The organism is Sphingopyxis sp. (genome assembly GCF_019459305.1).
In the GTDB taxonomy this organism is placed as follows: domain Bacteria; phylum Pseudomonadota; class Alphaproteobacteria; order Sphingomonadales; family Sphingomonadaceae; genus Sphingopyxis.
The window spans coordinates 1-13542 of sequence record NZ_JAIBES010000004.1; the positions used below are offsets into that span (position 1 = coordinate 1).

Annotated in this window: 15 protein-coding genes and 1 pseudogene; 7 read left to right on the forward strand and 9 right to left on the reverse strand. The window is 65.4% G+C overall.

The window, feature by feature from the left end; genetic code table 11:
* Positions 1–205: 205 nt before the first annotated feature.
* From K0M74_RS00235 to mnmA, 4 genes are all read right to left on the reverse strand, one after another.
* Entirely contained in the window at positions 206–445 is a 240-nt protein-coding gene (locus K0M74_RS00235) for a DUF2171 domain-containing protein (protein WP_293966812.1), read from the reverse strand.
* 261 nt (positions 446–706) lie between these two features.
* On the reverse strand, positions 707–1399 hold the full coding sequence (locus tag K0M74_RS00240; protein WP_293966813.1) for a DsbA family oxidoreductase: 693 nt from the start codon (positions 1397–1399) through the stop codon (positions 707–709).
* Between the two features lie 272 nt (positions 1400–1671).
* Positions 1672–2109, reverse strand: coding sequence for a hypothetical protein (locus K0M74_RS00245; protein ID WP_293966814.1), 438 nt, complete (start codon positions 2107–2109; stop codon positions 1672–1674).
* A gap of 66 nt (positions 2110–2175) precedes the next feature.
* Complete coding sequence (gene mnmA / locus K0M74_RS00250; RefSeq protein ID WP_293966815.1) at positions 2176–3327, reverse strand: tRNA 2-thiouridine(34) synthase MnmA; 1152 nt, start codon at positions 3325–3327, stop codon at positions 2176–2178.
* 132 nt (positions 3328–3459) lie between these two features.
* On the opposite strand from mnmA, the gene K0M74_RS00255 reads away from it, so the two are divergent.
* The 3 genes from K0M74_RS00255 (at position 3460) to K0M74_RS00265 (ending at position 4599) form a co-directional block, all read left to right on the forward strand.
* Positions 3460–3840, forward strand: a complete 381-nt coding sequence (locus K0M74_RS00255; protein WP_293966816.1) for a hypothetical protein — start codon at positions 3460–3462, stop codon at positions 3838–3840.
* A 2-nt stretch (positions 3841–3842) separates the two neighbouring features.
* Positions 3843–4142 carry a DUF1153 domain-containing protein gene (locus K0M74_RS00260; protein ID WP_088442398.1) on the forward strand — a complete coding sequence of 100 codons (300 nt, stop codon included), beginning with the start codon at positions 3843–3845 and terminating at the stop codon, positions 4140–4142.
* 184 nt (positions 4143–4326) lie between these two features.
* Positions 4327–4599 (forward strand): hypothetical protein, encoded by a 273-nt coding sequence (locus tag K0M74_RS00265; RefSeq protein WP_293966817.1) that lies wholly within the window; start codon positions 4327–4329, stop codon positions 4597–4599.
* Positions 4600–4821: 222 nt separating this feature from the next.
* Here the strand turns inward: K0M74_RS00265 and K0M74_RS00270 are convergent, their stop codons facing one another.
* The 5 genes and pseudogenes from K0M74_RS00270 to K0M74_RS00290 all read right to left on the reverse strand — a co-directional run bounded on the left by K0M74_RS00270 (position 4822) and on the right by K0M74_RS00290 (position 9884).
* Entirely contained in the window at positions 4822–5469 is a 648-nt protein-coding gene (locus K0M74_RS00270; RefSeq protein WP_293966818.1) for a GNAT family N-acetyltransferase, read from the reverse strand.
* A gap of 69 nt (positions 5470–5538) precedes the next feature.
* The gene (locus K0M74_RS00275; protein WP_293966819.1) at positions 5539–6384 is read right to left on the reverse strand and encodes an alpha/beta hydrolase; all 846 of its coding nucleotides are present in this window, start codon (positions 6382–6384) and stop codon (positions 5539–5541) included.
* A 92-nt stretch (positions 6385–6476) separates the two neighbouring features.
* Positions 6477–8300 (reverse strand): annotated as a pseudogene (gene lepA, locus K0M74_RS00280) (translation elongation factor 4).
* A 689-nt stretch (positions 8301–8989) separates the two neighbouring features.
* Positions 8990–9139, reverse strand: a complete 150-nt coding sequence (locus tag K0M74_RS00285; protein WP_293966820.1) for a hypothetical protein — start codon at positions 9137–9139, stop codon at positions 8990–8992.
* Positions 9140–9263: 124 nt separating this feature from the next.
* The gene (locus K0M74_RS00290) at positions 9264–9884 is read right to left on the reverse strand and encodes a TlpA disulfide reductase family protein (RefSeq protein ID WP_293966821.1); all 621 of its coding nucleotides are present in this window, start codon (positions 9882–9884) and stop codon (positions 9264–9266) included.
* Here K0M74_RS00290 and argH point away from each other — a divergent pair.
* The 4 genes from argH to K0M74_RS00310 all read left to right on the forward strand — a co-directional run.
* Entirely contained in the window at positions 9856–11259 is a 1404-nt protein-coding gene (gene argH / locus K0M74_RS00295; protein ID WP_293966822.1) for an argininosuccinate lyase, read from the forward strand. The two genes, K0M74_RS00290 and argH, sit on opposite strands and share 29 nt — an antisense overlap.
* Positions 11259–11510: a hypothetical protein gene (locus K0M74_RS00300; RefSeq protein WP_088442410.1), complete on the forward strand. Its 252-nt coding sequence runs from the start codon at positions 11259–11261 to the stop codon at positions 11508–11510. Before argH ends, K0M74_RS00300 begins: the two co-directional genes overlap by 1 nt.
* A 17-nt stretch (positions 11511–11527) precedes the next feature.
* Positions 11528–12787, forward strand: coding sequence for a diaminopimelate decarboxylase (lysA, locus tag K0M74_RS00305; protein WP_293966823.1), 1260 nt, complete (start codon positions 11528–11530; stop codon positions 12785–12787).
* A 156-nt stretch (positions 12788–12943) separates the two neighbouring features.
* The coding region (locus tag K0M74_RS00310; RefSeq protein ID WP_293966824.1) for a bifunctional precorrin-2 dehydrogenase/sirohydrochlorin ferrochelatase at positions 12944–13542 on the forward strand (599 nt) is incomplete at its 3' end.

The window sequence follows — 13542 nt, forward strand, 5'->3', positions numbered from 1 at the left end:
CCCCCCCCCCCCCCCCCCCCCCCCCCCCCCCCCCCCCCCCCCCCCCCCCCCCCCCCCCCCCCCCCCCGCCCCACGCCCCCCCCCCCCCCCCCCCCCACCACACCCCCCCCCCCCCCCCCCCCCCCCCCCCCCCCCCCCCCCCCCCCCCCCCCCCCCCGCGCCGGTGCGCGCCTTGGCGCAACCGGCGCTGGATGATCGTGCGGGGCTATTCGGCCTCTTCGAACAGGTCGACCGCGGTCGCACCGGTCGCCGAAAGGCGGATCGTGTCGCCTTCTACGGTCGCGACGAGACCGGCGGGGAGGTAATGATGCTTGCCGTCGACGCTGTCGCTCTTCGCCATCTTGATGCGTTCGCCGTCCAGATGATCGACGGTGCCGACATGAACGCCGTCGGCGCCGATGATGTTCATATGTTCCTTGATCGCACTATGGTCATGCTCAGCCATTGTCATTCTCCTTGCCGCCTTGCGGAACAGCCCGCGAAGTACGTGGCTGATACGCCCGGCGGCGGCGTTCGATCCCGCGCACCGACGAGCCGCCCGAAAGCCGCGGCTGCTTCCCAAACCGCGGCCGCGGGGCCAGGCTGAGCCGATGGACCGTCTCCTGACGCTCGCGGCGGCCACGCGTCTCGCCGCGCCGATGCGCGAGGAATTGCCGCTGGTGAAGGACGACGCCGCGGAACAGTGATCTGGCGGTCGTCCTGCCTATCAAGCGGCGGCGGCGAGCACCTTGTTCTCGATGACACGAACGAACACCTCGGGATCCTGGGCGCCGGGGATCAGCATCCGGCCGTCCAGGATGAAGGCAGGGACGCCGGTGATATTCTGATCGGCCCAGTAGGCCTGTTCGGTGCGCACCATCTCGCCGAAATCGCCCGACGTCAGAATCGCCTCGGCGCGGGCACGGTCTAGGCCGACTGAGGCTGCAACGTCGGCCAGCACGACATGGTCGCTGACATCGCGATTATCGGTGAAATGCGCTGCAAACAGCGCCAGCTTCAGCGCGGACTGCACGCCGGTCGCACCCTCCTGCTCGGGCTCCTCCAGCGCACCCGCCCACGTCAGCAGGCGGTGGGCGTCGAAACTGTTGCGCATCCGGAAATCGGGGCCGCGGTTAAAGACAAAGCCGAGGTCTGCGGCGACACCCGCCATCTTGCCGCTGTTGGCTCGGCTCTGTTCGGCGGTGATGCCATATTTGCGCATCACATGCTGCGCGGCATCCTCGCCCTCGGGCGGCATGCCGGGGTTGAGTTCGAACGGATGCCACTGGACGCGGAAATCCAACCGACCTTCGAAATGCGTCATCACGGTTCGAAATTTCAGCCAGCCAATGATGCACCATGGACACATCACGTCAGACACGATGTCGATGCTCAGACGCGGTACGTTCGGCTCAGCCAACGAAAATCTCCTGCTGGTCACGCCCCGTCGGGTGACCGGCGATCCTTGCCTGTGCGTCGTTCGTCCTTGCGACGCTCCGGTCCCCTATAGCCGGGATCGTCGGTGACGCGCCGATCCGTCGACCGTCTGTCCGAAGGTGCCCGCTTGTCGTCGTCCGATGTCATACGCCCCCTCCACCACTAAAGGAAAAAGAAGCGACCCGGCGCGCATGTGCTCACGAAAAGACTAAAAAGGCAAGAACGGCGCCGTTCGGGAGAGCCCTTAGCGGTGCTCTATCCCGCAATATTCTCCGGTCCGCCGACATGTACAGCGGGTTCCTGAACCGCCGTGTGCCGCGACAACGCCCACCAGCTGGCGAGCATCAGCACGACAGTCAGCGCCTCGACGATCATCGCCTGGATGATGCCCCAATTGGTTGGATCACCCATCGCGGCTCCAATCAAACGCCCGACAAACGCGCTGCCAAATAGTGCCGCCGGGACCAGCAAGGCGCGTACCCAGCTTGGGACCAGCGCCCCGATCACCGCTGCACCCGACGCGACGAGGAAGAAAGCCGATAGATCAGCGCGCAGCGTATTGATCGCGACCCCGGTGATGGAAAAATTGAAGGTCTCGGAATAGCTCGTCGGATCGATGAGCCCCCGCAAACCGACGATCGCAAAAAAGGCGGCCCATAACAGCACCGCGCCGCGCCAAATCCAGTTGGTCATCATTGTCTCCCCTTTGATATTGTCCAAGCTGAACCAACAGGGAGGAATGTCAATGGTTGCACCGGCTTATCCAGCGTCGGCGGCAAAGGTCTCATCGATCCAGCCGCCGCCGAGCACGCGGCTTTCATCCTCCGCATCATAAAGCACCGCCGCCTGCCCCGGCGCGACGCCATATTCAGCATCGTTAAAGATCAGCCGCTCGCCGTCAACGCGCGCCGCCACCGGCCGTGCCATGCTGCGTACCTTGGCGAGCACCTCGCGGCCGTCAACCGCGCCCAGCCAGTTCGCATCGCCCAGCCGCGCGCTCGCCACTGCCAGCGCGCGGCGCGGCCCGACGATCACCTGTTTTGCGGGCGCGTCGAGTCGCACGACATACAGCGGTTCCGCCTGACCGCCGATCTCGATCCCGCGCCGCTGGCCGACAGTATAATGGATCAATCCCTTGTGCGCGCCTAGCACCGTGCCATCGACATGGACGATATCGCCCTGATCATCGGCCTCGGGACGCAGCTTGCGCACCAGTGTTGCATAATCGCCGTCCGGGACGAAGCAGATGTCCTGGCTGTCGGGTTTCGCAGCAACACCCAGCCCCAGTTCGCGCGCGATCTCGCGCACGACGCGCTTCTCCATGCCGCCTAGCGGGAAACGCAGGAAGTCGAGCTGGTCCTGCGTGGTCGCAAACAGGAAATAGCTCTGATCGCGCGCCGGATCGACCGCGCGGTGGAGTTCGGCACCGTTCGGTCCCATCATGCGACGGACATAGTGGCCGGTCGCAAGGCAGTCGGCTCCAAGCTCCTTGGCCAGCGCAAACAGGTCGGTAAACTTCACCCCCATGTTGCAACGCACGCACGGGATCGGCGTCCGTCCGTTCAGATATTCGTCGGCGAACTGGTCGATCACCGTGTCGCGAAACCGGCTTTCATGGTCATAGACATGATGCGCAAACCCCAGCCGGTCGGCGACCGCGCGCGCGTCATTGATGTCTTGCCCCGCGCAGCAGGCGCCAACGCGCTTTGCCTTGGCGCCATGGTCGTAAAGTTGAAGTGTCACGCCGATGACTTCGGCGCCCGATCGCGCGGCGAGCGCGGCGACGACGCTCGAGTCGACTCCGCCCGACATCGCGACCACGATTCGCCGATCTTTCATCGGCATCGCCAGCTGGAAGTCGGCCTGAGCAAGCCCGGCAGGAGAAATCATCGTCGCCATGATGCGCGCCATCTAGGGACGAGACGCCGAAAATGCCAGCTTTTCCGCCATCACTGTCAAGATATTGACGCGGGTTAAGCTTCGCTAACAAGGCATGAAATAGGCATTTACGTGACCTTAGGCGGTCGGCGCTAGACCAGCGTCATGAACATCGCCCCGTCCGAATTTCCGCGCCTTGCCGGTGCGGCCAAGCTGTCGAAGCCCGGCTTTGACATCATTCTGGCCGTGTCCAGTGCGCGGCAGGCGGCGCAGCCGACCGTCCGGCTGTTGCAAGCGGACGCGACTCGCCGGGCGCACGCCGCAACCCTTAACGCGCTGCGGAAAATGCTTGGTGGATCGCGCCGTCCGTCGGAACAAAATGCGCCGCATATCGTTCGCTTCTTCGATCTGTCGGACGGTGTGAACGCCTTGCCGGAAACTATGAACAGCCTGTTTACCAGAGGATTTCAGCCGATGTTGAGTCCCTCTGATTTAGAGACAAATGCGTCGGACCAAATCCCCCCCGACGTAGAAACTATGGAATGAATATGATCGAGAATCAGAAAATCCGGCCCGCTCAGGTCATCGGTCCGCTCGGCGAACCCCTGACGATCGATTCGTTGCCGCCGCCGTCGACAACGCGCTGGGTCGTGCGCCGCAAGGCAGAGGTTGTCGCGGCGGTCAATGGCGGCCTGCTCAGCGTCGACGAAGCGTGCGAACGCTACAGCCTGACGCTCGAGGAATTTGCCAGCTGGCAGCGTTCGATCGATCGCAGCGGCATGCCCGGGCTGCGCGTGACGCGTATCCAGCACTATCGTGACCTTTACGAGCGCCAACAGCGCTTCTGAACGCGGTTGCGCGAAGATCAAACCAAAGAGGGCGCTTCGGCGTCCTCTTTTTTTGCACGCAGCAAGCGCAATCAGCGCGCGAACCCCCAAAATTCCAACCCATTTCCGCAATTTGACGTTTTCGTTGCAACCCTATTGTTCACCCCGCGTTAAGCCCCGGAGTCAACTTTGGGAGTCACTCAATATGCGTAAGATGTTCATTACCCTCGCCGCCACTTCGGCCCTCGCGCTCGGCGCTTGCCAGAGCCCCGCCGCCGACAAGGTCGAAGATCAGGCTGAAGCTCAGGCTGACGTGATCGACGATCAGGCCGACGCCATGCCCGAAGGTCCGGCCAAGGAAGCCATGGAAAACAAGGCTGACGTCGTCGAAGAAATGGGCGAAGAAAAAGCCAACGCCATGGACGATAACGGCGAGATCGCTCCGTCGGAATCCGGCGTCGGCGACACGCAAAAATAATACTGCCTTCCCTAAACAGGCAGGGTGAAGGGCGCTGGAACCTGGTTCCGGCGCCCTTTGTCGTGTGCGCCAGTTTTTTCAGCGTTTCGCGCCGCGTGTGACGCCCGTCACCACTTTGTAATCCTATCGCCGCTATGGGGCGGTGTGGACGGAGCGTTTTGGCGTTCTTGCACCACGGCCTACCCTCCCGGCGCCGGTAGCGACCCCCGGCGGCGGGAGGGACTAGGCTGAGCCTGCCGCATCGCCGTCGAGCGCGCGCAGGACATCCTGCACCCCGGGCGCTTCGGTATCAGCGCGGAGAGCTGCCAACCCTGCCGCCACGTCGAGCCGATATTCGGCCACCCCGGCCGACTCTCCGGTCCATTCGGCATTAAGCGATTTGATCAGTCGTTTCGCGGCAGCATTTTCCGACAATATGTGTACGTCGAGCACCGCCAGCCCCTCCGACAGACAGTGGACGAGCAGCGCCGCGGTCATCATCCGCGCCAGCCCTTGCCCCTGAAATTCGTCAACCACTGCGACTGAAAACTCGCCCGCGCGGCCGCCGTCGTCATAACGCACCGCATGGACCGCGCCGATCGCCGGTTGCCCTTCGCACTCGGTGCAGATGGCGCCCCACGCGATATGGTCGTGGCCGTCGACATCGACCAGTCGCTCGATCACCGCGTCGGGCAATACTGCCACCGGCGAGAAAAAGCGCAGATAGCGCGACTCTGCGGACAATTGCGCAATCCCGTCGCGCAGCAACTGCTCGTCGTCGGGGGTGATGGTGCGCAAGCATATGATCGTGCCGTCGTTCAGCGCGCTATGCACCGCGATGTCCGCTATCGCCTTTGCTCGCCGTGGCGCCTGTCCGTCCGTCGCGGTCATCGCAGCCTCCCAGTCGGGCTATGATAAGCACCGCACGCCCGGCTGGCAAATCCCGTCCAGTGCGGATCGTTATCGAGATGCAGGCGCGGCGACCGATCGCCCCAGCGCTGCCAGGATCGCGCCGCGCTGCTTCGCCCAGCTGGCGCTGTCGGGCGCGATCAGTTCGACATGGCCCTCACCCGGGGTCACCTCCATCGGCACCGTCACGCCGCGTTTGGCCATCGCGGCACTGTAGGCGGCACCGGTTGCAGGCGGGGTCACATGGTCGCGGTCGTTGTTGAACTGGACCTCGCGGGAGGTGCCGAGCGGCATTTCGGGGGGCGAGGTGCGGGCATAGTCGCCGCGCGCCATTGCGGCGGGGGCGTCGGCGCCGCAGGCATGGCCGAAGCTCGCCGCGCCCGCGCGCAGGTCGGGCAGGCCGCCCTGGCTGATCGCGAGATCGACGTGGATCGGATCAGCGCCACGCAGCGCATCGTCCGCGGCCAGCGCGAGGCGCCGCGCCAGCCACAACGCCAGATGCCCGCCCGCGCTATGGCCGATCGCGATCCGGATACCGCTGGTGTCGAAGCCGTGCTTTGCGCCCTCGGTAACGAACAGATCTGCAGCGCGAGCGACATCTTCATAGGTTCCCGGCATCCCGCCGCCGCGGTCGGCGCCGCGATATTCGATGTTCCACACGCCGACTCCGTGGGCGCGCAGGTCGTCCGCGATCCAGTTCATGATGTCGCGTTCGGCGACGGCGGTCTGCCAGCAGCCGCCGTGGATCATGATCACTGCGGGGTACGGTCCCGTCCCCTTTGGCACCCACACATCGACGATCTGCAACGCGTCCTCGCCATAGCGGACGGTCGCATCGGCGATCGGTTTGGCGCGGGTCAGCAGGTCGGGCCAGGTCATGATCGGCTTGTCGTTCACCGCCCGTTCTCCATTCACCGGTCCGGTTGCGGCCGCGGCGCAGGCGGCCAGGAGCAGCGCCGACCCGACAACCGCTCTTTTGCCCAGCCCAATCAGGCGTCGTCGCCCATCCGCAGCGCAGCGATGAACGCTTCCTGCGGGATGTTCACATTGCCATATTCGCGCATCCGCTTTTTGCCCTCTTTCTGCTTTTCGAGCAGCTTTTTCTTGCGGGTCGCGTCGCCGCCGTAACATTTGGCGGTCACATCCTTGCGCAGCGCGGCGATGGTTTCGCGGGCGATCACCTTGCCGCCGATCGCGGCCTGGATCGGGATCTTGAACATGTGGCGCGGGATCAGGTCTTTGAGCCGCTCGCACATGCCGCGGCCGCGGGTTTCGGCGGTGCCGCGGTGGACGATCATCGACAGCGCGTCGACCGGCTCGTTGTTGACGAGGATGCTCATCTTGACGAGGTCGCCGGGGCGGTGACCGATCTGGTGATAGTCGAACGACGCATAACCGCGGCTGATGCTTTTCAGCCGGTCGTAGAAATCGAACACGACTTCGTTGAGCGGCAGTTCATAGGTGATCTGCGCGCGGCCGCCAACATAGGTCAGGTTCTTCTGCACCCCCCGGCGGTCCTGGCACAGCTTCAGGATCGAACCGAGATATTCATCGGGGACATAAATCACCGCCTCGATCCACGGCTCCTCGATCTCGTCGATGCGGTTCGGGTCGGGCATGTCGGCGGGATTGTGGAGCTCGATCTCCTTTGCCGCCTCATTCTTCGTGTGGCCGAGCTTCAGCTTGTACACCACCGACGGCGCGGTGGTGATCAGGTCGAGGTCATATTCGCGGGTCAGCCGCTCCTGGATGATCTCGAGGTGGAGCAGGCCGAGGAAGCCGCAGCGGAAGCCGAAGCCAAGCGCCGCGCTGCTCTCCATCTCGAAGCTGAACGAAGCGTCGTTAAGGCGCAGCTTCTGGATGCTCTCGCGCAGTTTCTCGAAGTCGTTCGCGTCGGTCGGGAACATGCCGCAGAACACGACCGGCTGGACTTCCTTGAATCCCGGCAGCGCCGCCGCCGCGGGGCGCTTGGCGTCGGTCACGGTGTCGCCGACGCGCGCCTGCGCGACGTCCTTGATCTGCGCGGTGATGAAGCCGATTTCGCCGGGGCCAAGCTCGGCAAGCTGCTCGATCTTGGGCGTGAAACAGCCGACGCGGTCGATCAGGTGGGTGGTACCCGCCTGCATGAACTTGATCTGCTGGCCTTTTTTCAACACCCCGTCGATGACGCGGATCAGGATGACGACGCCGAGATAGGGGTCGTACCAGCTGTCGACGAGCATCGCGGTCAGCGGCGCATTGGCGTCGCCCTTGGGCGGCGGGATGCGCGTGACGATCGCCTCGAGCGCTTCCTCGATCCCGATCCCCGATTTCGCCGAGGCGAGCACGGCGTTGTCGGCAGGCAGCCCGATGATATCCTCGATCTCGGCTTTCACCTTGTCGACGTCGGCGGCGGGCAGGTCGATCTTGTTGATCACCGGCACGATTTCATGGTCGTGTTCGATCGACTGATAGACGTTGGCCAGCGTCTGCGCCTCGACGCCCTGCGCCGCGTCGACGACCAGCAACGCGCCGTCGCAGGGCGCCAAGGACCGCGACACTTCTTAGGCGAAGTCGACATGGCCCGGGGTGTCCATCAGGTTGAGCTCATAGGTTTCGCCATCATGCGCTTTGTATTTCAGGCGCACCGTCTGCGCCTTGATGGTGATCCCGCGCTCTTTTTCGATGTCCATATTGTCGAGCACCTGCGCCGACATTTCGCGCGCGGTCAGCCCGCCAGTGAACTGGATCAACCGGTCGGCGAGCGTCGATTTGCCATGATCGATATGCGCGATGATGGAGAAGTTACGGATGTGGGACATGGGCGTGGTCATGCGGGCGCGTTAGCAGGGGAAATGCGCGCTGTCAGCAGGGAGCGGACCGGTCGGCAGGGGCGCGCTCGGACGTTGTCAAACTTGTCACCGAATCGCCTTCGGAAACAAGGGGTTAGCGGCCAGTTATGGGCCAAGGTCGCCAAGGTCGCCCAGCGCGGCGGGGGCAGGAAAGATCGCAAGGTCGCGCGCGGCCGCGATGTTTGGCGCGCGGTGGAGCAGGGGGTTCGGACGAGTCAAAGAGCCAGACCGCAAGGCTCGCATGGCGGGATAATGTGGGAAAGGGGTTTTCGCGCGGGGACGCGGAGGACGCGTAGACGCAGAGGAGGCGGAAAATTGGGGAAATTTTGTGCAGCCTGCCGCGTTACTCCACGGCGTTATAAAAATGAGCGATGTACCGCGATTGCTCGACGAGAATGTGAAAGTATTTTGGTCTCATCGTTTGGACCTGTTCAACGATTGGCTTTCGACCCAAGTTTAGTGATTGCCGCTCTCGTTCGTAATCTATGGCGTCAGCCACCGTCCGCAATCATCCCTGACCCGCGCATCGCGATCCCGCATCCCCCGCTCCAGCACCGCCGCCCTGCCCTCGCCCTTCGTCACCGCCGCCAGCGCGGCAATGGCGCCCGCGCGGACGCGGGGAACGGGGTGCGGCTGCGCAACATGGTCGGCGATGTCGTGCGCCTCGGCGCTCAGGTGACGGCGCAGCGGAGGTGCATTTCGCCGCTGGACGGCGTCGGGCGGCGGGCGATGGTGGGGGGATTGGCCGCGCGCTCGCCCGCTTCCCAGCCCCGGCCGACGATATATTGGTCGCGCCAGGGAACATCCTCGCGCTCGTCCATGATGTTCAGGCTAACCGACAGGCTTCGAGGCTAGCTGGCAGCGAAGGAGCCGGGACGGGTGCGCCAAGGCCCCTCCGTCAGCGCGTCGCGCTTCCACCTCCCCATCGCTAGGCGACAGTGAGGATCAGTTCGCCTCCGCCAGCAACGCCTGCGCTTCCTTGCCCTGCCAGTCGATCGCGCCGATGACACGCCACAGCTCGCGCCCCTCAGCGTCGTAAAAGATGCTCGTCGGCAACGCGCTGTTCGCGGCATCGAGCAAGCCGTTTTCAGGATCGAGATAGGGTAGCAAGGCCTTGAACCCCGCCTTTTGAAACCACGGATCAACCACCTCGGCGCCCTGCAGATCCTGCGCCACCGCGATCACCGTCGTCGCCCCGCCGCTTTTGGCCGCCAAGGCATCGAGCGTCGGCATCTCCGCAACACACGGCGCGCACCAGGTCGCCCACAGATTGACCAGCAGCGGACGCCCGCGAAATGCCGCCAGCGTCACCGCCGCGTCGTCAGGGCCGGTGAAGGCCGCGGTCGGCGCCGCTTCACCCTTGTGGCTGCGGTCGATCACATATTCGAACTGGCCGACGCCCTTCGCTTGGCCCGCCGAAATATTTGCTTGGCCGTCTGCGGGTTGCCCGCCGCCCGCCTTTTCCCTATCGCAGCCCGCGATTGATCCGGTCAGCAGGACGGCGAGGATCGCTAGATACAGGTTTGGGACGCGGCGAATGACGGATACTCCGGACAAGAGCAGCATGTGGGGTGGCCGCTTCGGTGGCGGTCCCGCCGCGATCATGCAAGAGATTAATGCCTCGATCCCGATCGACAAGCGCCTGTGGGAAGAAGATATCGCCGCCAGCCGCGCGCATGCCGCGATGCTCGGCGCCGCCGGAATCATCGGCGCCGACGACGCGGTCCAGATCGAACGCGGCCTCGCCCAGATCGCCGAAGAATTCGCCGCGAACGGCGTCCCCGTCGACCTCGCGCTCGAAGACATCCATATGACCGTCGAATCGCGTCTGAAAGAGATCGTCGGCGACGCCGCGGGACGCCTCCACACCGCGCGCTCGCGCAACGACCAGGTCGCGACCGACTTCCGCCTGTGGACGCGCGCCGCGTGCGAGCGCATCGACGCCGGGCTCGCCGCGATGCAAGCCGCGATGCTCGCGCGCGCCGACGAACATGCGGAAAGCATCATGCCCGGCTTCACACACCTGCAAGTCGCGCAGCCGGTGACGCTCGGCCATCATCTGCTCGCCTATGTCGAAATGCTCGGCCGCGACCGCAGCCGCTTCGCCGATGCGCGCCGCCGCCTCAACGAATCGCCGCTCGGCGCCGCCGCGCTCGCGGGGACCGGCTTTCCGATCGACCGCGCCGCGACTGCTGGCGCGTTGGGTTTCGACCGCCCGATGGCGAACAGCATCGACGCCGTGTCCGACCGCGATTTCGCGCTCGAATTTTGTGCCTCCGCCTCGATCGCCGCGATCCACCTGTCGCGCCTCGCCGAAGAAATCGTCATCTGGGCCAGCCAGCCCTTCGGTTTCATCAGCCTGCCCGACGCCTGGTCGACCGGCAGCTCGATCATGCCGCAAAAGCGCAACCCCGACGCAGCCGAACTGGTGCGGGGGCGTGCGGGACTGTTGCTCGGCGCCTTTCAGCGGCTCGCGGTGATCGTCAAAGGCCTTCCGCTGACCTATTCGAAGGATCTGCAGGACGACAAGGAAACCGTGTTCGGCGCCTTCGACGCGCTGGCGCTGTCGCTCGCCGCGATGACCGGCATGGTCGAAACGCTGGCCTTCCGCACCGACCGCATGCGCGCGCTCGCCGCGTCGGGCTATTCGACCGCGACCGACCTCGCCGACTGGCTGGTGCGCGAAAACGGGCTGCCGTTCCGCGAGGCACACCATGTCGTCGGCGCCTGCGTCAAGCGCGCCGAGGAATTGGGCGTCGAGCTGTCGGCATTGCCCGCCGCCGATGCCGCCGCAATCCACCCCGCGGTAACATCCGAGGTGCTTGCGGCGCTCACCGTCGAGGCATCGGTCGCCAGTCGCACCAGCTATGGCGGCACCGCCCCCGAACGGGTAAGGCAGGCGATCGCTGCGGCCCGCGCCGCGCTGGAAGGAACGAATTGATGGCGACCAAGCGCCTCATCATAACAACGCTCGTTGCTACCGCGCTGCTTGGCGCGTGTGGTAGCAAGGAAGATCTGAAGCCGGTGGCGGGTCAGCCCGCCGCGGTCGTTCCCGTCGGCGCGCCCCGCGCCCCGACTACAGAGGAGCTTACGACGCCCGACGCGCAGGCCCGGCCCGCGCGCAGCGACGACCTTCTCAAACGGTCCGAACAACGCGAACCCGATGATTTCGACTTGCCGCCTCCGGGCTGAGCTTCAGGACTAAAATAATGGATCAATTTGCACTTCGTGACGGCGTCCTTCACGCCGAAGACATTCCGCTGCCCCGTATCGCCGAAGAAGTCGGCACCCCCGTCTATGTCTATTCGCGCGCGATGCTCGAACGCCACGCGCAGGAATTTCGTGACGGGTTGAAGGACGTGCCGCGCAAGCACCTTGCCTTTGCGATCAAGAGCAACCCCAACCTCGGCGTGCTGCGTGTGCTGGCGCGGCAGGGCTATGGCGCCGACGTCGTGTCGGGCGGCGAGCTCGAACGCGCGCTTGCGGCGGGCATGGCGCCCGAGGACATCGTCTTCTCGGGCGTCGGAAAGACCCGCGCCGAGCTGGCGCAGGGGCTTGACCGCGGCATCGGCCAGTTCAACATCGAACATGAACCCGAAGGCATCGCGCTCGCCGAAATCGCGCTGGCGAAGGAAATGACCGCGCGCGCGGTGCTGCGCGTCAATCCCGACGTCGACGCGGGCACCCACGCCAAGATTTCGACCGGCAAGGCCGACAACAAGTTCGGCGTCGGCATCGACGTCGCGCCAGCGATGTTCGACCGTCTCGCCGCGCTCCCCGGGCTCCAGATGCGCGGCATTGCGGTGCATATCGGCAGCCAGCTGACCAGCCTCGACCCGCTCGAATCTGCGTTCACCCGCGTCGGCCGCCTCGTCGCCGATCTCCGCGCCGCGGGTCACAGCATCACCCATGTCGATCTCGGCGGCGGTCTTGGCGTGTCGTACAAGCCGGGCGACAATCCGCCCAGCATGGCCGATTATGGCGCCATGGTCGCGCGCGTGACGAAGGATTGGGACGTCACGCTGATGTTCGAACCCGGCCGCGTCATCGCGGGTAACACCGGGGTGCTGCTAACCGAAGTGCTGTGGGTCAAGCCCGGCGCGACCAACCCGTTCGTCATTGTCGATGCCGCGATGAACGACCTCGCGCGCCCGGCGCTGTACGACGCTTACCACGACTTCGTTGCGGTCCAGCCGAGCGGCGAAAAGATGACTGCGTCGATCGTCGGCCCGGTGTGCGAAACCGGCGACACCTTCGCGCGCGACCGCGTCACCGACAAGGTCGAGGCCGGCGACCTCGCGGTGTTCCGCACCGCGGGCGCCTATGGGGCGACGATGGCCTCGACCTACAACAGCCGCAGCCTCGTCCCCGAGGTGCTCGTCGACGGCGATCGCTACATCAAGGTCGCCGACCGCATCGCCGCCAGCACGATCATGGCTGCCGAACGCGTTCCGGACTGGATTGACTAGACCCTCCCCGAAACGGCGAGTGGGGCCGCCCGAAAGGTGGTGGGGGGGGGATCGCGTCCTCAAGCGAGGCAGCGTAGGGGTCCGCCGCAGGCCTCCGGCCTGCCACCTCCCCGCAAGCGGGGAGGATTTTAGCCGCATTTCTGCTAGGATCTTCCCATGCACCAACTCCCTATCTTCCTGAACCTCACCGGCCGCACCGTCGTGCTGGTCGGGGAAGGGGAGGCTGCCGATGCCAAGGGCCGCCTGATCGAGCGCGCAGGCGGGCGGATCGTCCAGGCATGGGAACGAGGCGCTACCATCGCCTTCATCGCGATCGACGATGAGGCAGAAGCGCGCATCGCCGCCACCGCCCTCCGCGACCGCGGCCTGCTCGTCAACGTCGTCGACCGCCCTGAACTCTGCGATTTCACCACCCCCGCGATCGTCGACCGCGCCCCCGTCACTATCGCCATCGGCACCGGCGGCGCATCAGCGGGGCTGGCGAAAGCCGTCCGCCAACGCATCGAAGCGCTGCTCCCTGCCCGCCTCGGCGCGCTGGCGTCGGCGCTCTACACCGCGCGCGACGCTATGAAGGCGCGCTGGCCCACCCCCGCCGACCGCCGCCGCGCCATCGACACTGCGCTGGCACCGCGCGGCGCGCTCGACCCGCTCGATGGCGCAGCGGCGGACAAGGTCGATGCGTGGGGGGGGCGGGGAGTCGCCCGCCAACCCAGGCGCCGCCCAAAAAAAAGCCGGACCCGCCCCCCCCCCTCTCA